Origin of the sequence: Mycobacterium sp. 2-64 (assembly GCF_035918375.1) — a bacterium.
Taxonomy (GTDB): Bacteria; Actinomycetota; Actinomycetes; order Mycobacteriales; family Mycobacteriaceae; genus Mycobacterium; species Mycobacterium intracellulare.
Window position 1 is genome coordinate 40659 of record NZ_CP142361.1, and the last position, 16791, is coordinate 57449.

Annotated in this window: 17 protein-coding genes; 6 read left to right on the forward strand and 11 right to left on the reverse strand. The window is 68.3% G+C overall.

The features are described 5' to 3' along the window. Positions 1 to 122 precede the first annotated feature (122 nt). Positions 123 to 1340 (forward strand): sensor histidine kinase, encoded by a 1218-nt coding sequence (locus tag QGN31_RS00160; protein ID WP_014383543.1) that lies wholly within the window; start codon positions 123 to 125, stop codon positions 1338 to 1340. Continuing rightward, positions 1337 to 1993 (forward strand): response regulator, encoded by a 657-nt coding sequence (locus QGN31_RS00165; protein WP_008262428.1) that lies wholly within the window; start codon positions 1337 to 1339, stop codon positions 1991 to 1993. The genes QGN31_RS00160 and QGN31_RS00165 overlap by 4 nt, the downstream gene beginning before the upstream one ends. A 4-nt stretch (positions 1994 to 1997) precedes the next feature. Here the strand turns inward: QGN31_RS00165 and QGN31_RS00170 are convergent, their stop codons facing one another. The 5 genes from QGN31_RS00170 to QGN31_RS00190 all read right to left on the reverse strand — a co-directional run bounded on the left by QGN31_RS00170 (position 1998) and on the right by QGN31_RS00190 (position 7545). Next, positions 1998 to 2258, reverse strand: coding sequence for a hypothetical protein (locus QGN31_RS00170; protein WP_014381536.1), 261 nt, complete (start codon positions 2256 to 2258; stop codon positions 1998 to 2000). Between the two features lie 184 nt (positions 2259 to 2442). Next, a complete protein-coding gene (locus QGN31_RS00175; protein ID WP_014943195.1) occupies positions 2443 to 3786 on the reverse strand; it encodes an aromatic ring-hydroxylating oxygenase subunit alpha in 1344 nt (447 codons plus the stop codon). 12 nt (positions 3787 to 3798) lie between these two features. Continuing rightward, positions 3799 to 5559, reverse strand: a complete 1761-nt coding sequence (locus QGN31_RS00180; protein ID WP_014943194.1) for an N-acyl-D-amino-acid deacylase family protein — start codon at positions 5557 to 5559, stop codon at positions 3799 to 3801. Positions 5560 to 5685: 126 nt separating this feature from the next. After that, positions 5686 to 6822 carry a phosphotransferase gene (locus tag QGN31_RS00185; protein WP_193375526.1) on the reverse strand — a complete coding sequence of 379 codons (1137 nt, stop codon included), beginning with the start codon at positions 6820 to 6822 and terminating at the stop codon, positions 5686 to 5688. A 102-nt stretch (positions 6823 to 6924) separates the two neighbouring features. Further along, positions 6925 to 7545, reverse strand: a complete 621-nt coding sequence (locus QGN31_RS00190) for a TetR/AcrR family transcriptional regulator (RefSeq protein ID WP_008262421.1) — start codon at positions 7543 to 7545, stop codon at positions 6925 to 6927. A 121-nt stretch (positions 7546 to 7666) separates the two neighbouring features. On the opposite strand from QGN31_RS00190, the gene QGN31_RS00195 reads away from it, so the two are divergent. Together QGN31_RS00195 and QGN31_RS00200 are read left to right on the forward strand one after the other, a co-directional pair. Continuing rightward, the gene (locus QGN31_RS00195) at positions 7667 to 8803 is read left to right on the forward strand and encodes a DUF7064 domain-containing protein (RefSeq protein WP_193375573.1); all 1137 of its coding nucleotides are present in this window, start codon (positions 7667 to 7669) and stop codon (positions 8801 to 8803) included. Next, positions 8800 to 9879, forward strand: a complete 1080-nt coding sequence (locus QGN31_RS00200) for a phosphotransferase family protein (RefSeq protein ID WP_014943190.1) — start codon at positions 8800 to 8802, stop codon at positions 9877 to 9879. Before QGN31_RS00195 ends, QGN31_RS00200 begins: the two co-directional genes overlap by 4 nt. 4 nt (positions 9880 to 9883) lie before the next feature. Here QGN31_RS00200 and QGN31_RS00205 read toward each other — a convergent pair whose 3' ends face one another. Together QGN31_RS00205 and QGN31_RS00210 are read right to left on the reverse strand one after the other, a co-directional pair. After that, a complete protein-coding gene (locus QGN31_RS00205; protein WP_014943189.1) occupies positions 9884 to 10327 on the reverse strand; it encodes an ATP-binding protein in 444 nt (147 codons plus the stop codon). A gap of 60 nt (positions 10328 to 10387) precedes the next feature. Continuing rightward, positions 10388 to 10765, reverse strand: a complete 378-nt coding sequence (locus QGN31_RS00210) for an STAS domain-containing protein (RefSeq protein ID WP_014943188.1) — start codon at positions 10763 to 10765, stop codon at positions 10388 to 10390. A 350-nt stretch (positions 10766 to 11115) separates the two neighbouring features. Between QGN31_RS00210 and QGN31_RS00215 the strand changes: the two genes are divergently transcribed. After that, positions 11116 to 12009 carry a fructose bisphosphate aldolase gene (locus QGN31_RS00215; protein ID WP_009953137.1) on the forward strand — a complete coding sequence of 298 codons (894 nt, stop codon included), beginning with the start codon at positions 11116 to 11118 and terminating at the stop codon, positions 12007 to 12009. 27 nt (positions 12010 to 12036) lie between these two features. On the opposite strand, the gene QGN31_RS00220 is transcribed toward QGN31_RS00215, so the two are convergent. The 3 genes from QGN31_RS00220 to QGN31_RS00230 form a co-directional block, all read right to left on the reverse strand. After that, positions 12037 to 13116, reverse strand: coding sequence for a DUF190 domain-containing protein (locus tag QGN31_RS00220; protein WP_179293369.1), 1080 nt, complete (start codon positions 13114 to 13116; stop codon positions 12037 to 12039). 81 nt (positions 13117 to 13197) lie between these two features. Next, the gene (locus QGN31_RS00225; RefSeq protein ID WP_043955524.1) at positions 13198 to 14370 is read right to left on the reverse strand and encodes a sulfotransferase family protein; all 1173 of its coding nucleotides are present in this window, start codon (positions 14368 to 14370) and stop codon (positions 13198 to 13200) included. Beyond that, positions 14370 to 15464, reverse strand: coding sequence for a DUF1214 domain-containing protein (locus QGN31_RS00230; protein ID WP_014943185.1), 1095 nt, complete (start codon positions 15462 to 15464; stop codon positions 14370 to 14372). Before QGN31_RS00230 ends, QGN31_RS00225 begins: the two co-directional genes overlap by 1 nt. Before the next feature lie 62 nt (positions 15465 to 15526). Between QGN31_RS00230 and QGN31_RS00235 the strand changes: the two genes are divergently transcribed. Then, positions 15527 to 16180, forward strand: coding sequence for a TetR family transcriptional regulator (locus QGN31_RS00235; RefSeq protein WP_043955522.1), 654 nt, complete (start codon positions 15527 to 15529; stop codon positions 16178 to 16180). On the opposite strand, the gene QGN31_RS00240 is transcribed toward QGN31_RS00235, so the two are convergent. Beyond that, complete coding sequence (locus QGN31_RS00240) at positions 16152 to 16748, reverse strand: TetR/AcrR family transcriptional regulator (protein ID WP_014943183.1); 597 nt, start codon at positions 16746 to 16748, stop codon at positions 16152 to 16154. The two genes, QGN31_RS00235 and QGN31_RS00240, sit on opposite strands and share 29 nt — an antisense overlap. Positions 16749 to 16791 lie beyond the last annotated feature (43 nt).

A 16791-nucleotide genomic window follows, 5' to 3' on the forward strand; every position in this document is an offset into this window, starting at 1 on the left:
AGGAATGCGGCCCCTGGCTGCGCGTCGTGCCGAAGTGCAGTCTTTGTCTCCTACCACGGGCGGAGACCGGCGCCGACCCCAGCAGGATGTGGCGGGGCGCCCAGCTCTTCTAGGATTGGACGATGTTGCGCGCCGCAGCCGATCACCTGCGGGAGCAGCTTCGCCGACGCAGCGAGCTGCTTCCCGTCGGCATCACGTGGACGTCGCTGATCGCCGTCGATGTCAGCCTCGTGCTCGGCGGCGTGATCGGGACGCTGCAGCGGCCCGCGGCCGACCTGCCCGTGTCGCTGTCCGCGTTCGCCCTGGCCCTGTCAACCGAGCTGGCGTTCTTCGTTTTCAACATGAAGATCACGCCGGGGCCGTTGTGGGCGACCTGGTCGGCGGCCACCGCGCTGACGCTGTTCGGCACGTCGACGCCCATACAGGCCGATTTCGCACCGGCGTTGTTGATCCTGATGGTCTTGGTCGTCGCGACGTTGGCCTCGGTTCTGGCCGGCTTGCTGGCGGCTGTGTCGGCGGCCGCGCTGTTGCTCACGGCGTCCGCGCTGCACCGCCTCGACGCGATCGCGTTGTACCTGGGTTTCATCGCGGTGGGCTGGCTACTCGGCTACGTGATGCGCGCCCAGCGGCTGCTGCTGGCCGAACAAATCGAGGCGCAGAACTTGTTGGCCGAGCACGCCGCCGCCGACGAACGCCGCCGCATCGCGCGCGAAGTGCACGACGTCATCGCGCATTCGCTCAGCATCACCCTGTTGCACGTGACGGGCGCGCGCCGCGCGCTGCAGCAGGATCGCGACGTCGATGACGCGGTCGATGCGCTGGAGCAGGCCGAGAAGCTCGGCCGGCAGGCGATGGCCGACATCCGCCGCACCGTCGGCCTGCTCGACAACTGGCCGACCAAAACGGCGCAGACCACGCCCGAACCCGGCATCGACGACGTCCCGGCGCTCGTCGCGGGCTTTCAGCAAGCGGGCCTGGCCGTCACGCTGTGCGTCGAAGGGCCCACCGACCACGTCTCGGCCGCGGTGGGTCTCGCGCTCTACCGCATCACCCAGGAGTCGCTGGCCAACATCGCCAAGCACGCGCCGGAGTCGAAAGCCAGTGTGGTGCTCGATATTTCGCCGGTGTCGGCACGGCTCGCGGTCAGCAATCTGCTCCCGGCCGCCGTGGTGGCCGCGAAATCGGCGGAGGGGCGTGGCTTGCGCGGCATGCGCCAGCGCGTCGACCTGCTCGGCGGCGCCCTCGACGTCGGCCCGACCCGGGACGGGTGGTCGGTGCGCGCCGAGATCCCGCTGCACGAAGGCGACACCACCTGGCGCCCGCGGTGGTGCAAGCTGTGACCGACCCGGCGCCCGAGATCACCGTCCTCCTCGTGGACGACCAAGACCTGGTGCGTTCGGGCCTGCGCCGAATCCTGCGCCGCAAAGACGGTTTCGTCATCGTCGCGGAGTGCGCCGACGGTGACGAGGTGCCCGCCGCGGTGGCCGAGCATCGACCCGACGTCGTCGTGATGGATCTGCGGATGCGCCGCGTCGACGGCATCGAGGCGACCCGCAGGCTGGGCGGCAGGCCGCCGGTGCTTGCGCTCACCACCTTCAACGAGGACGAGCTGCTGTCGGGGGCGCTGCGCGCCGGGGCGGCCGGTTTCGTGCTCAAAGACTCCTCGGCCGAGGAGTTGATCCGCGCGGTGCGCGCGGTCGCCAGGGGAGACAGTTACCTGGATCCCGCGGTGACCTCGCGGGTGCTCACCACCTACCGCAAGGCGGCTCCCGGCCCGCGCGGCGCGGCGATCGCCGAGCTGACGACCCGCGAGCTCGACGTCCTGACATTGATCGGCCAGGGCCTGTCCAATACCGAAATCGCCGGCAAACTCTGCATTTCCGGCGTCACCGTCAAGAGCCACATCGGGCGGATCTTCGGCAAGCTCGACCTGCGCGATCGCGCGGCCGCGATCGTCTATGCGTACGACAACGGCATCGTCGCCCCGCGCTGAGGAGCTACAGCGGCGCCGTCGGCTCCGCGAGGTTCAGCAGGAGGTAGGCCATGCACACCAGGAAGTTCAGCACCACCATGACCAGGCCCGCGAACATCAGCGAACGGGCGCCGCGTTGCCGGAGCCGCTTGTACCTGGCGGCGCGAGACTCGCGGTCGAGCCGGATCGCGATCAACGCAAAATTCAGGTTGATCATTTCGTGAGCGGCCAGCGGCGCGCCCTCCAGCATTGCCCGCAACCGCTCCGGCGCCGTGCGGACGCCCACCCGCGCGAAACGGTGGCACAGGCGTCGCTCCCGCCTGCGGCGGAGTGTGTGATACGGCAGCCGTAGCTGCCGCGCAAGTTGCCCTCGATCGTCCCCCCAGGGGTAAGACGGGGTCATCACAAGCGGGATTCTAAATCGCCCGAGGGCACTTTCGCCCTGTGTACACGAACTATGTTGCGACAGATCATTTCGCCGCGCCGCCGCTCATTTGCTGGGCGGCCGGCAGGTCGAGGTAGCGCTCTAGGTTGCGGTGCATGTTGATCACGCGGCGTTCCTCGCTGGACAACACCAAGTGAGTGAAGCCGGGTTGGTGCATGCCGCGCTGCAGGCCGGGGAGCACCGCGATGTCCTGGGTGAGCACGACGCCCGGCTCGGCCGCGTCGGCGGCCATGCGCACATCGGCCGGCTTGGCGCGCGGCGCGCCCGGCGGCATCCGGGTCGTCAAGAACATCACCAGCTCGCCCTTATCGGGGTCGGCGCCCGGGCGCGAACACATGACGGTCAGGTGGTCGGCGTTGGCTAACAGGGTCATGTTGGGGAACACGTTGTACTGGTGCAATCGGGTCATTCGGTCGGTGTCGGCCCAGTTGAGATCGACGCCGCGGCCCGCGGCGAAGGCCCGGGTTCGCTCGGCGATCAGTTCGGCCACCGTCTGCCCGGGCCGGCGTTCGTCGGCGGGAAAGGGCGTGCCCTCGGCCGCGCCCATCAGCGCTCCCTGCGTGTAGACGTAGGCGTCCCACACCTCTTCGTCGGTCAGCGCGCCGCCCAGGCGAGGGCTCGGCACGCCGTAGGGCTGATCCGACTTGCCGGTATGGCCCCAAATCCGTTGCGGCGCATGGATGTCGTCGACGCAACGCAGCAGCTCGGGATGCAGGGTCTGGATGTGGTAGGTCTCGCTGTAGCCGTCCGCGATCGTCTTCCAGTTGGCGTCGACGTCGACCGTGAGCGTGGCGTAGCAGCGGAAGTCCTCCAGCCGGCACCAGGCGATGTCGTCGGGCACCGCCTCCAGGTATTCGATCAGGGGCATCGCGTCGAGGTCGAGGTTGACGAAGACGAGTCCCGCCCACGTCTCTACCCGGGCCGGTAACAGCGGAAAGTCGGACATGCGCAGCGAGCCGAAGCCCTTGCGGTTCGGCACCCGCTTCAGCGCGCCGGCCAGGTCCCAGGTCCACCCGTGATAGCCGCACTTGAGTTCGCGCAGGCCCGAACCCGAGCCCGTGCACAACGAATTGCCGCGATGCCGGCACACGTTCTGGAACGCGCGGATCTCCCCGTCGTCGTCGCGGACGATCAGCACCCCGTACGGCCCGCAGCGGTACTCGAAATAGTCACCGGGCGCCGCGATGTGGTCGACCATGCACGCGAGCTGCCACACCCTCGGCCACATCCGCTCCACCTCGAGTGCGGCGAAGGCCGGGGAGTAGTACCGCTCGGCCGGCACCAGCGTCGGATTCTCCGGCGGCGTGCCGATCGCATCCTCCTGGACGTGCGAGCGGGTGCGCGTCGGGTTGCGGGCGGCCGTTGCCATGGTTCGGAGCTCTCAGCGGGCTCCGCGAACCAGGCGTCCGGGGCGGGCCCCGGTGTCGACGTCCTTGCGGCGGGTGACGGTCCCGCTGACGATGGTCGCCGCATAACCGCTGGCGCCCTGCAGGATCCGGTTTCCCCCGGCCGGCAGGTCGAACGCCATCGCCGCCGGGTGCAGCCTCAGCGCGTCCATGTCGATGACGTTGATGTCGGCCTTCTTGCCGGGTTCGATGGTGCCGCGGTCGGTGAGGCCGAACAGATGGGCGGTGTCACGGGACTGTTTGCGGATCACGTATTCCAGCGACAATTTCTCGCCCCGCTTACGATCCCGCGCCCAGTGCGTCAGCAGGAACGTCGGATAGGAAGCGTCGCAGATCATCCCGCAGTGCGCGCCGCCGTCGGACAGCCCGAGCACGCCGGCGGGGTGCAGCATCATCTCGCGGATCGCGTCGCAGTTTCCGTCGGCGTAGTTGAACAGCGGCAGCATCAGCATGTTGGTCGCGTCGGACTCGAGCATGAGGTCGTACAGCGTGGACAGCGGGTCCTCACCGCGGGCCTGGGCGATCGCGGCGACGGTGCGGTCCGGGGTGGGCTCGTAGTCGGGCGGGTTACCCAGCGAGTAGAGCCGCCCGAGCGAGTGCTGCACCAAAGCGAACATCCCGTCGAACAACAGGGTCGGGTCCACCGGCAGGTCGTCCTCGGACAGGATCGCCGCCTTCACCGCGGGATCGGCGAGCCGCCGCGCGAGCTCCTCGCGGCTGCACTCGGCCTTCAACCGGCGGTACGTGGGCCGGTGGCTGAAGCCGTGGTGGCCCTGGAAACCGATCATCATGCCGAACGGGCGCGCAGCGATCTGCGGATACAGGCGCGCGCCCGCGGCGTGTGCGTCCGCGGACAGGTCCAGCATCTCGCGCCACAGGTTCGGGTCGGCGTCCACCTGGATCAGCGCGAACGACACCGGGCGGTCGATCTCGCCGCTCAGCCGTCGCATCCAATCGAGTTCCTTCTTGGGGCCGATGATGTCTTCACCCGCGGCGCCCTGCGGGGCCAGCTCGAACACCGCCTGGCCGCCGGCGGCCATGGCGCGGCCGAGGCCGAACAGTTCTTCCTCGGCGGCGAACGTGCCGGGTACGGGCTCGCCGTCCATCGCGCGGTGCCCCATCGTGCGTGACGTCGAGAAGCCGAGCGCGCCGGCCTCGATCGCCTCGCGGACCAGCCGGCCCATCGCCTCGATGTCGTCCGGGGTCGCGGGCTCGTTGCGCGCACCCCTCTCGCCCATCGCGTAGGCGCGGATCGCGCCGTGGGCGACCTGGCTGCCCACGTCGACGGAGAACTTGTGCTTGTCGATCGCGTCGAGGTACTCGGGGTAGGTTTCCCAACCCCACGTGATGCCCTCGGTCAGTGCGGTGCCGGGGATGTCTTCGACGCCCTCCATCAGTTCGATCAGCCACTGCTCGGTGCCGGGCCGCACGGGGGCGAAACCGACGCCGCAGTTGCCGGTCACGATCGTCGTGACGCCGTGGCCGCTGGACGGCTCCAGCAGGCCGTCCCAGGTCACCTGACCGTCGTAGTGGGTGTGGATGTCGACGAAGCCGGGGGCCACCACATGCCCTGTGGCGTCGATGGTTTCGGCCGCCTCCCCGCCCATCTCGAGGCCGTCGGCGGAGCGGCGGACGACGTCGACGATCTTTCCGTCCTTGATGCCGATGTCGGCGCGGTAGCGCTCGGCGCCCGTGCCGTCGACGATGGTTCCACCGGTGATCTTCAGGTCGAACATGAGACTCCTCTTCGCCGCCGCGGGCTGTCTCGGAGGGCTGAGCGGAAGGCGCACAGCATTTCGCTACGGTAGGTAGCGTAACTCGTGGCGTGGCGAAGGCAATAGCTTCGGCCGAATTCGCAAGCCCTACAAAGAACTCTTCAGCGCGGCGACGGTTTCCAGATCGTCGAGCGCGGCGACGCCCCGGCGCAGGCCTTCCATGGCGATGTCTTCGACCTGCATGCCGCCCATCCCGGTGGTGATCAGCGGGGCGACATAGGCGTACAGCGCGCCCTGGCGGAACCGCAGCCACAGGTCGTCGCGGTCCAGCTCGGGGCCTCCCGCCGCCACCAGCGCCCGCCGGTAGTCGTCGAGCAGCTCGCGTTGGCTGGCCCGCCGGTCCTCCGGGGTCAGGCTGGTGATCAGGGTGTAGGCGAGCTCGCGGCTGGGGTGCCCGCGCCGCACCGCCTGCCAGTCCAGCAGCCCGGCCTTGCCGCCCTGGAAGTACATGTTGCCGGGATGGGCGTCGCCGTGCATGACGGTGTGCGGGGGAGTGTCGATGAGCGCGGCCACGTCGCGGTAGTTGTCGGCGATGAACGCCCCGTTCTCGACCGGGATCGTGGTCCGCTCGGCAAGGCGCTTGATCGAGGCGTGCATCAGCGAGCCGGTCAACAGCGACGTCACGTCGCCGGACGGCGTGTACAGCCAGCCCAGCGGCCCACGCCCGTCGCGCGGCAGCCGGTCCCAGAACGTGGCGTGCAGTTCGGCCAGCAGTTCGACGATGAGGCCGGCCTGGTCGGTCGACAGCGGGTGCAAGGTGTCGGGGAACTCGCACGACTCTGCCGGGAGATCCTCCAGCACCAGCAGGTACCGGCCGGTCCACGGGTCGAAGGCCGCGCCGTAGCAGTAGGGAACGTCGATGACCTGCGGCGCGAGCTGGCGGTAGAAGCGCACCTCGGTGTGCCCGAGCCGGCCGAGCTCACCCATCAGGCGGGTGGCGGCGGTCTGCGCCGCGACCTTGACGAACACCGACTCCGGGACGTTCTTGCCGGTCAGCACCAGCCGCGCGCGCGAGGACGTGCCCGCGTCCCTGCTCAGCACCCGCACCGACCGCACGGTGGTTCCCATGACGCGGGACAGGACCGCGGGATCGATCTCGTCGGCCGACCGAGGCAAGCCGAACCGGCCACCCACCACCGCGTCGGTCGCCACCCGGCCCGCGCCCCGGCCCAGGTGCGCGGCCAGGCCTACAAAGGAGAAGGCTTGTCCCACTGGGTTTTTCATGTCCATCCATCCCGGCTCTCAACCCGACGCCGGTGCTGCGCCAGCGACACCGACGCCGTCGGAGAAAACCAATCGAACGTCTGGACATCAGACAATATACGATTATTGTCTGATCTGTGGAACCAGGGCCCTCACCACGAGCTGTTCGACGAATTCGCGTTTGTCGGCCGCGGGGCGGTAGCGCCACGAGGGCGCCAGCAGGAAAAGGGTCGCGGCGTGCAGCCACTGGACGATCGAGCGGAAATCGACGTCCGGGTAGAGCAGCCCGGCCGCCTTCCAACGGTCGAGCAACGGCCCGTAATGCCGCAACAGCAGTTCGACGATCGGTTCGGAACCCTTCTCGAGCGCCGAGGCCACCGCGGTGCTCTCGGCCGCGAACAGCGCTTCGTTCAGCGGGTTGCCGTCCACGGATTCCACCCTTGCCAGCACCATCTCGGGCACCGACCGAACGGGGTCGTCGGGTGCGGGCAGCGAGCGCACCAATTCGCCGAGCGCGGTGTCGATCCGCGCCAGCATCAATCCCAGCAGGACGTCGTCGCGACCGGGAAAGTAGCGGTACACCGTCGAGCGCGACACCCCGGCCTCATCGGCGACTTCGCCCATGCGGAACTGGGTGTTGCCGCGCCGGACGATGCAGCGCCCGGCGGCATCCAGGATCCGTCTACGGGCCTCCTCGTCGTCGAGGATCGCGCGGTCGTCGCCCCACCGCCGGCTCGGTTCCATGGCGGCGATGTTACGGGATGCGTTGTGCTGCTTCGGTATCGGATGCCAATTCACCCCGGCCGCAGTCCCTCGCCGAAACGCCTTGCAGCGCAACGACGAACCCCGCCAGAAAGGCCGAATGATGGCGTATTCCGCCGCCGACGAGTCGTTCACCCACCAGCTCCCGGGCACGTTCGACCAGGTGCACAACGCCGATCCGACGTGGTCGGATCGCTGCTATTTCTTCGCCGCGTCGCCGGACGGCACCTTGCTGCTGGCCAGCGGCTACGGCAACAACCCGAACACCGGCACCGGGCTGGGCTACGTCAAGGTCAGCCTCGCCGACGGCCGGCACTGGGACCTGCTGTCCGGGCGGCCCGTCACCGGCGACGACCGCGGCGACCTGAGCGCCGGACCGATGCGCTGGACCTGCGTCGAGCCGCTGAAGAAGTGGCGGCTGGACGTCGGGCCCAACAACTCCGGGATCGAGTGGGAGCTCTACTACGAACCCACCGCGCCGATGTGGGAGCTGTTGCCCATGAAGGTGCGTGGCAAAAACGGCGAGTTGCTCGCCGACATGTACCACATGAAAGAACCCGGGCGATGGAGCGGCTGGGTGACGATCGATGGGGAACGCGTCAGCGTCGACGGCTTCCACGGCGGCCGCGACCGCACCTTCGGCGTGCGGGTCTCGGACAAGATCGACTTCTGGTTGTGGCTCGACGCCGGGTTCGACGACCACGCGATCGAAGCGTGGATCATCGAATCGTCCGACGGCACAGTCAATTACGTCGACGGCGGCATCACCTACGCGGATGGGAGGCTATCGAAACGATTCGTCAAGATCGAGCACGATGTCGAATTCGACGGCGACCGCAAGCGACCCGCCCGCGCGATACTCGTGTTCACCGATGAAGACGGCCAGGCCCATCGCGTGATCGCCGAGGCACCCCACCAGCAAGTCAACGCCTACTACGGCCTGCCGATGGCACACTGCCAATACGAAGACTTGGGTGGGGGCGCCTACTTCATTCATTTCGCCTGGGACAGCAGCGATCCCGACCAGCTGTCCGAGACCGAGAGTAAATCGATGGCGCTCGACCAGCTGATGCGATTCGAGCGGGGCGGCGAGACCGGTTGGGGCATCTTCGAATTGCTGATGGGCGGGCAGGGCTATGCCCGCTACCCCAACTGGACCGCGATGGACATGTCCGCCTTCACCCAGGACAAGACCCCGGTCGATCGCTTACAGGAGGACAGCGACGGGGTGCGGCGATGACCCTGGACGCCGATCGGGAACGGCGGTTGACCGACTGGGTGCGCACCCAGGTGCGCGACGCCGACGACGTCCGCCTCGAGGGCATCGACCGGGTGAGCTTCGGGCACTCGGCGGAGATGATGACGCTCAGCGTCGTCACCCGGCGCGCCGGCCGCCACGACCGCCGCGACGTGGTGTTGCGGCTGCGGCCCAGACCACCCGCTCTGCTGGAGCCCTACGACCTCGCGCGCCAGTTCGCCATCCTGCGCGCCCTGGCCGGCACGCCGGTCCGCGTCCCGGCGGCGCTGTGGCTCGAACCGACCGGCGAGGTCCTCGGCCGGCCGTTCTTCGTGATGGAACACGTCGCCGGCGACGTGTACGAAATGGAGCCACCCACCGGTGCGGCCGACCACACGGTGGTTCGGATGTGCCAGAGCCTGGTCGAACAACTTGCCGCCATCCATACGGTCGACCTCACCCGGACCGGGCTGGCCACCCTGGACGACGGCGCCGACCACCTGGAGCGCGAACTGGACCACTGGGCCGCGGAGATGAACCGGGTCAAGCGCGACCGCCTGCCCGCCCTGGAGCGCCTTCATGGGGCCCTGCTCGCCGGCAAGCCGGACCCGTGCCCCACGGTTTCGCTGGTGCACGGCGACGCGAAGCCGGGAAACTTCGCCTTCACCGCCGGCGAGGTGAGTGCCGTCTTCGATTGGGAGATGACGACCGTCGGTGACCCGCTTACCGACATCGGCTGGCTGGAGATGCTGTGGATGCAGCCGGTAGGGATCAACAGCCACCCCGCGGCCCTGTCCATCGATGCCCTGCTGGCGCATTACGAATCGGCCAGCGGGATCAGCGTTGCCAACCGGCCCTGGTACCGGGCGTTCAACGCCTACAAGATGGCCGTCATCTGCCTCATCGGCGCGATGCTCGTCGAGGACGGCCACAGCGACGATCAAAAACTCGTGCTCGCCGCCTACGGCACCTCGCTGCTGACCAAAGCCGGGCTCACCGACCTCGGAATCGACGAACCCCTCGACGACGGGCACGTGCTGCCGCGCGAAGACCGCATCGCGCAGGTGCTGGCCGGATAGGCGTTCAGGCGGTGCAGGCCGACCGGGTCAGGCCGGTCCAGATCAAGGTGACGCGGGTGCCCCGCGGTGTGCACGCGATGGCCGCCTCGTCGGCGAGCGCCTCCATCAACGGGATGCCGCGGCCACGCATCTGCGCGTTGCGCTGTGCCGGCACCTGCTGCCGCCAACGGCCGCGGTCGTCGACGGTCACGGCGAGGGTGTCGGAGCCGGCGTCGTAGGCCGCCCGCACATCCACGGTCCCGCGCTGCGTCGCGTCGACGTACGCGAACTCCGCGGCATTGGCGATCGCTTCGTTCACCGCGAGGAGCAGGTCGCTGAAGCGATCGGCGCACAGTGAGAAATACCGGTTCAACCAGGCGCCGAACTCGGCGCGGGTCCGGGCGGCGCTGCGTGCGTCGGCCGCCACGCCCGTTCGGACGAAAAGAGTGCGGTCATCGAGGTTCGACACGTTATGTGGCCGATCGAACCGACCCATCGCCCCCAGGTGTGTTCGCACTCGCGTCGAGGCTCATTCCCCGGCGACACCGCTCAGCGCGCCGTCCAGGCTGCTGTACAGCGCGAGCACGCTGTCGATCCCCATCAGCTTGATCGGCCTGCTCGTGGCCGAGCCGTTGGCGACGACCGCGAACTTCGTCGGCGGTTCGATTTCGGCCTGCGCGGTCACCAGCACGGTCATCCCGGCCGAGGCCAAGAAACCGACCTTCGACAGGTCGACGATCAGCGCCGCGGGCTTGGTGGCCAACGCGGTCTGGATGGCGTCGGCCAGCTGCGGCGAGCTGAGCATGTCCACTTCACCCGAGACGGTCAGCACGACAGCCTGATCTACCTGGTGTTTGCCCACTTCAAAAGCGGTTGGGTCGACGACATCGCCGGATTGTTCGCCCATGGTCTATCACTCACATTCGGTCCCGTGCGGGACACCGCTAGCTCTGGTACAGCCACTGCCATATCCGGGGGCTGCTGATTCAACCCCTCGGGGAACACGCTTGCCTACGCGGGAGATCCACCCCGGTCGATCTGCGCCGCTCAGTGCAGATACAGCTACAAGTGTTTGGTCAATGGTAGGACACGCATCAATCCCGCCTCAAAATGCTGCACGATTCCCGCCGCCCGGCGGTCCCGCGACGGCCTGTCTCTTCCGGTCGGGGCTGGCCGAATATGATCGGCACGATTCAGGCTTGAGCGTGCGTGGCCTCCCCGGCCGGGTGCGCCCATTACGAGGGAGTGAAGAGTTCAATGTCGAACCAGCAGCAAGCGGACCGGATGACGTCGGGCAAGGGATTCATCGCTGCGCTCGACCAGAGCGGCGGCTCGACGCCGAAGGCGCTGCGCCTGTACGGCATCGAGGACAGCGCGTACTCCTCCGACAAGGAGATGTTCGACCTCATCCACGAGATGCGTTCGCGGATCATCACCGCCCCGTCGTTCACCGGTGACCGGGTGCTGGCGGCGATCCTGTTCGAACAGACCATGGACCGGGAGATCGAGGGCAAGCCGTCGACCACCTACCTCTGGGAGACCAAGGGCGTGGTGCCGATCCTCAAGATCGACAAGGGGCTGGCGGACGCGTCGAACGACGTCCAGCTGATGAAGCCCATGCCGGGGCTTGACGAGCTGCTGGAGCGGGCCGTGGGCAAGGGCGTGTTCGGCACCAAGGAGCGGTCGGTGATCGGCGGGGCCAACGCCGAGGGCATCGCCGCCGTGGTCGCCCAGCAGTTCGAGGTCGCCCGTCAGGTGCTCGCGCACGGTCTGGTGCCGATCATCGAGCCCGAGGTCACCATCTCGATCTCGGACAAGGCCGAGGCCGAGCGCATCCTGCGCGACGAGATCACCAAGCAGCTCGACAGCGTGCCCGACGGGCAGCGCGTGATGCTCAAGCTGAGCCTGCCCACCGAGGCCAACTACTACCGTCCGCTGATCGAACACCCGAAGGTCATGCGGGTGGTGGCCCTCTCCGGCGGCTACTCGCGCGAGGAGGCCAACGAGCTGCTCGCCAAGAACACCGGCCTGATCGCCAGCTTCAGCCGCGCGCTCACCGAGGGGCTTTCGGTCGACCAGACCGACGAGCAGTTCAACACCACGCTGGACAAGGCGATCCAGTCGATCTACGACGCCTCGGTCGCCGGCTGACCTGTTGCGCCGCGCTCGCGATCGCCGCTAATAGCGGTGCCGGGCCATGCGCGGCGGCCCCTGCCCGCTGTCGCCTTCGTCGGACACCAACGCGGGCACCATTTCACTGGTGACCAGTCCCTCTTCGCTCGTCAATTCGTCGATGACAGCGAAGGATTCGGCGACGTTGGCCGGGGTGTCGATCACGATGGTCACCACGGGTACCCGGCGAGTCAGCGAGAGCAGCTTGTCGCCGTGGGGCGGGTGATCGCCGTGAAACCCCCACACGCCACGCAGGACGGTGGCGCCGTCCGCGGTCCCGGCCTGGCGCAGCCGCTGGACGATCGCGCGGTGAATCGGCGCGCCGCCGCGCTGCGCCGACTCGGAGGTATAGATCGTCAGCTTCTGCCACAGCGGCAAGCCGTGTTCGTCCGTTCCGGGCAGGGCGTGCGGTCTTTCCAAAAACTGTCCGTCGCGCTTGCAGACTCGGACCCGTTCGAGGGTGAACAACGGCGTGCGCAGCAGCCCGGCGAGTTCGGGCAACACGCGGCCGATGCGCTCGCCGGAGCCGACGACGACGATCATCATCGGAACGTCAGCGTTGCGGCCAAAGAAGTTGGCGCGCTGGCGTTCTCCGTGCGCGACACCGTCCACGCCCAACAGCACCGTGGCGCCGGCCAGCCCGCGCCGGTGCATCAAGTCGCAGAGCGCGATGTAGGCGGGCGTCCCGTTGACGCGTTGCTTGCGGCCGACGTAGATCGTCAATTTGACGGCGTCGTGCAGGTCCTCGGGCAGCTGCGGGGATCCGATGTCCTCGTGCAGGAGCCGCGCACGCTCCAGGGTGACCAGGCCGCGTTGTTTGATCGTCAGCACGGGGTCGAGCAGTGCCTCGATCTTCGTTCTGGTGTCGACCGCGACGATCACGACGGGCGGATCTTCGGACAGCGTCAACGACTGATCAGTACGAAAATGGCGCATCGTGCCGAAGCCGCTGATGCCGCGCAGCGCCACGCCGGCAGCGATGCGGTGCCGCTCATAAAGGCCGAGCAGCACATCGGAGACAAAGCCGCCGCCGGTCCGCCGGCGCTCCGCCAGATAGGTGGTGAGCTTCAGACAATCTTCATCCACCGCCGCTCCCATCGCCTTGCGGCGAGCCTACCGCTCGGAGAGGCTATGCGCCGCAGGCGCGTTCGATGCCGTCCGGACGCCTCACCGCAGCGGTTCGGCCGGTACCCCGTAGCGGTCCTGATACGCGGTCACCCGCTCGCGGACCTCACCGGCATCGAGCCCCGTGTCCGACCAGGTGTAACGGCCGTGCCCACCGTCGGAGGGATGGGAGGCGAGGAACTCGCGCATCTTCTGCTCGGTGTCGGGCCGCAGCTCGCGGTCCAGCCGCCGGTAGATGTCTTTGATCGTGATCCACGGGTCGGTCATGAAATCGGCGAACCGCACGTCGATGACGCGCCCCGCGGGCACGGCGCCGCTGTCGCGCAACGCCATCTCCCGGTCCAGGCCGACGACGATCTCCTCGTAGGACTGGGCCGCACACTCGGTGATGCTGGATTCGTCGCTGCACATCCGGCGCAGGTGATGGGTGAGCGCGGCGATCGACGAGATGACGTTGACCGGATCGCGGTGTGTCTGCACGATCAGCGCGTCCGGGTATTCGGCCAGCAACGCGTCCAGCTGCCACAGGTGCGCGGGCGACTTCAACAACCACTGGCCGGCCACACCGGACTGCAAGTGCTGCAAGAAGATTCGATGGAAGCGATACGCCCCCGCGTGGTCGGCTTCATACAGCAGCCAGCGGTAATAGCCCGGCAGCCGATACTGCACCGAGAAGATCATGCTGACGAACTCGGCCGCGGTGATGCGCACGCATTCCTGCCCGACCAGGGCGCCCATCGGATGAAAAGCCAAGAAGCCCGGCATGATCTGTTCGGACATGTCGATGCTGGCCTGAATCTGGGCGATACGCGGATCGTCGTGATAGGTCTCGGGCTGCGGGACGGGGCAGGGCTCGTCGACCTCCCAGGTCAGTGGGGCGCGCAGCTCGGGATCCTGGGCGAGCAGGTCGTAGAGGATCGTGGTGCCGGTGCGTGGCTGGCCGACGATGAATATCGGCGCGGTGATCTTCTGCTCGGCGACCTCGGGATGTTGCTTGCGCCAAGCGATTACGCCGAGCCGGTTCTTCAGGGCGCGCATGAGGTCGAGGTGAGCGATCTCGACGCCGATATCCGATAGCCGCGCATCGTTGATCAACCCGTCGGTGACGCGGTGCAGCCCGGGACGCCAGCCCTCGGCGCCGAAGTCGTCGCTGCCGACTTCCTCGCAGGCGGCGGCGATCAGCCGTTCGGGGGCGAACCGGTCCTGCAGCGTCATCACCGCTGCCGTCCCTGGTGCACCGACACCGTCACGTCGGGTGGGCTCGGGTTGTCCAGCCAGCGCAGGACGATGAACCCGCGCTGCCGGCCGCCGGTGTCGAGCCAATGACCGAGCCCAAAATCCTCGTCGGAGACCGCGATTCGAACGCGGCCGTCGGCGTCGGGTCGCACACCGCGGTTGGTCACCGAACTGTGCCGGCGGCGCGGCTCCAGGCATTCGTGCCAGATGCTTTCCAGGGTGACGTTCCAGTACCGCGTGTCGGGTGGTGCGATGTCGAGTACGAGGGCCTGGCCGGGCTCGAGCCGGAAGGTTCCCATCATGTAGAGGTTGTCGGGCGTGGTGTCGGCCGCGCCCAGATCGGCGGCCTGGGCCGTCAGCAAGGTGTTCGGGGCTTCGAGGAGTTCGGGCTTGATGGTGCGGTGCAGGGTCGTGAGCTTCATCAGGGACCACGCCATCGCGGTGAACTGATCGGCGAGTTCGTCGTCGGTCAGCGCCGTCAGCGGGCCCGGGTCCAGCGCTTCGATGCGCAGCGCGGCGAGTTTCTCGGCGGTCCGGTCACCGATGTACTCCCGCACGACCACCGACGACGCGTCGGCCGGGATCTTCACCCACTGCGCGCCGGCCAGGTCGGGCGGTTCGTCGGCGGACAGGACGAGCGTGAAGTCGCCCGAGTCCAGCTTCAGGTCGGTGTCGCTGACGTAGCCCGCCATCCGCCGCGGGGTCAGCCCGGTGCCGGCCAGGATCTGAAAGCCGAGGTAGGCGCTGGTGCCGCGGGAGCCGGTGATCCGGTAGCGGCGATCCCCGCGGATCATGGCCAGGTAGTAGTTGCCGTCGGGGTTGGGGCCGCCCACCATCCGGTTGTCCGAACACATATCGAAGAACGACGGCCGGTCCGGGTCGGCCTCGACCGACATTTGCGCGCACAGCGAGGACACCCGCGCCACCACCCGCAACCCCTCGGCGAGTTCGCGTGCGGACTCGGCGTCCTCGGCCACGATCTTGCTGACGTCGGTGAGCATCTGCTGGAAGAACTCCAGCGCGGCGCGGGCCTTCGGGGCGGCCTGGACGGACGGAACACCAGTCTGAGACATCGTCTCATGCTAAGACTATGTCTTAGGCTTTTGGTGGCGATTCGTGAGAACAGGGTGGGGGCATGTCTGCAACGTCCGCGTCGGTGCCGGCTTCGGCGCCCGTGACGTCGCTGGCCGAACGGAAGCGAGCGGCCATGCGTCAGCGCATCGCCACCGCCGCCGCCCGCCTGGTCGCCAGTCGCGGTCTGGCGGGGGCGACCGTGGGCCGCATCGCCGACGCCGCCGACATCGGCCGCGCGACCTTCTTCCGGTACTTCAACTCCAAGGAAGACGCCGTGGCCGAGGGCATGAATGGCCACTGGCTCGACCGGATCACCGCCGCCCTCGCGGCCCAGCCTCCGGAGCTCGGCGCGATGGAGGCGGTCATCGGCGCGTTCGGCGAACTCGCCCGCGACTTCGCCGAGATCGAGAACCAGGTCCGCGAATTAGCCACGCTGACAAGGTCATCCGAGACGCTGGATGCGTGGACGCTGCACGTCTATGTGCGCTACGAGGTGGCGATCGCCGAGCTCGTCGCGCCGCGGATGGCCGGGCTGGCCGAGCACGATCCGCGGCCGCGCCTGATCGGCGCGCTGGCGATGGCGGCGGTGCGCATCGCCCTCGACGACTGGCTGAGCCACGGCGGCTCGTTGCCCGACCGGGTGAGCCGGGGGCTGGCCGCAATCTCGGTCGACCGCGCGGCGGCGGTCAGCCCCGGGTCAGTGCGTCCACGATGAGCCGGGTGGTCCGTTCCGCCCGCCGTCGGGAGTAGGGCTGCGCGCCGGACAGGATCGGATACACCACGCCGCCGACGATGGCATCCGCGGCCGATTCGGCGACCGCCTCGTCGATGCCGTCGGCGAGCAACCGGGCCCGCACGCTATCGTGCAGCGGCGCACTGAATCCCGCCCGCAACTTGACGGCGGTGTCCTCGTGTTCCATGCAGGCGACGGTCAGGGTGCGCAGCATGGCCGAACCCCGCGGTGTGGTCAGGCTGGCGAACAGCTTTCCGACCCACCTCACCAGATCGGCAGCCAGATCGCCGCTGTGGTTGACCGACGCGAGCAGCGTGTCGGCGTCTTCCAGCATGACGTCGGCGACCAGCGCGGGACGGGTGGGCCACCACCGGTAGATGGTCTGCTTGCCCACGCCGGCCCGGGCGGCGACGGCCTCGATGGACAGGCCGTCGAACCCGCGCTCGAGGAGCAGTTCGCGCGTCGCCGTGACGATCGCCGTGCGGGACTTCTCGCTGCGACGCCGGGGCGTGTTCGCCGGCGCGCCCACCTCGGTGAGATCGCTTGGCATCTGGTGGTCCTCACTGCGGCGCTGGCCCGCTTTACATATCCTG

Excerpts from the sequence above, each read along its gene's own strand:
- QGN31_RS00225 (WP_043955524.1), bottom strand. The coding sequence starts at position 14,370 with ATGACGCTGCAGGACCGGTTCGCCCCCGAACGGCTGATCGCCGCCGCC.
- QGN31_RS00190 (WP_008262421.1), bottom strand. The coding sequence starts at position 7,545 with ATGGAACCGAGCCGGCGGTGGGGCGACGACCGCGCGATCCTCGACGAC.
- QGN31_RS00240 (WP_014943183.1), bottom strand. The coding sequence starts at position 16,748 with ATGCCAAGCGATCTCACCGAGGTGGGCGCGCCGGCGAACACGCCCCGG.
- QGN31_RS00210 (WP_014943188.1), bottom strand. The coding sequence starts at position 10,765 with ATGGGCGAACAATCCGGCGATGTCGTCGACCCAACCGCTTTTGAAGTG.
- QGN31_RS00160 (WP_014383543.1), top strand. The coding sequence starts at position 123 with ATGTTGCGCGCCGCAGCCGATCACCTGCGGGAGCAGCTTCGCCGACGC.
- QGN31_RS00195 (WP_193375573.1), top strand. The coding sequence starts at position 7,667 with ATGGCGTATTCCGCCGCCGACGAGTCGTTCACCCACCAGCTCCCGGGC.
- QGN31_RS00185 (WP_193375526.1), bottom strand. The coding sequence starts at position 6,822 with ATGAAAAACCCAGTGGGACAAGCCTTCTCCTTTGTAGGCCTGGCCGCG.
- QGN31_RS00180 (WP_014943194.1), bottom strand. The coding sequence starts at position 5,559 with ATGTTCGACCTGAAGATCACCGGTGGAACCATCGTCGACGGCACGGGC.
- QGN31_RS00175 (WP_014943195.1), bottom strand. The coding sequence starts at position 3,786 with ATGGCAACGGCCGCCCGCAACCCGACGCGCACCCGCTCGCACGTCCAG.
- QGN31_RS00215 (WP_009953137.1), top strand. The coding sequence starts at position 11,116 with ATGTCGAACCAGCAGCAAGCGGACCGGATGACGTCGGGCAAGGGATTC.
- QGN31_RS00230 (WP_014943185.1), bottom strand. The coding sequence starts at position 15,464 with ATGTCTCAGACTGGTGTTCCGTCCGTCCAGGCCGCCCCGAAGGCCCGC.
- QGN31_RS00235 (WP_043955522.1), top strand. The coding sequence starts at position 15,527 with ATGTCTGCAACGTCCGCGTCGGTGCCGGCTTCGGCGCCCGTGACGTCG.
- QGN31_RS00200 (WP_014943190.1), top strand. The coding sequence starts at position 8,800 with ATGACCCTGGACGCCGATCGGGAACGGCGGTTGACCGACTGGGTGCGC.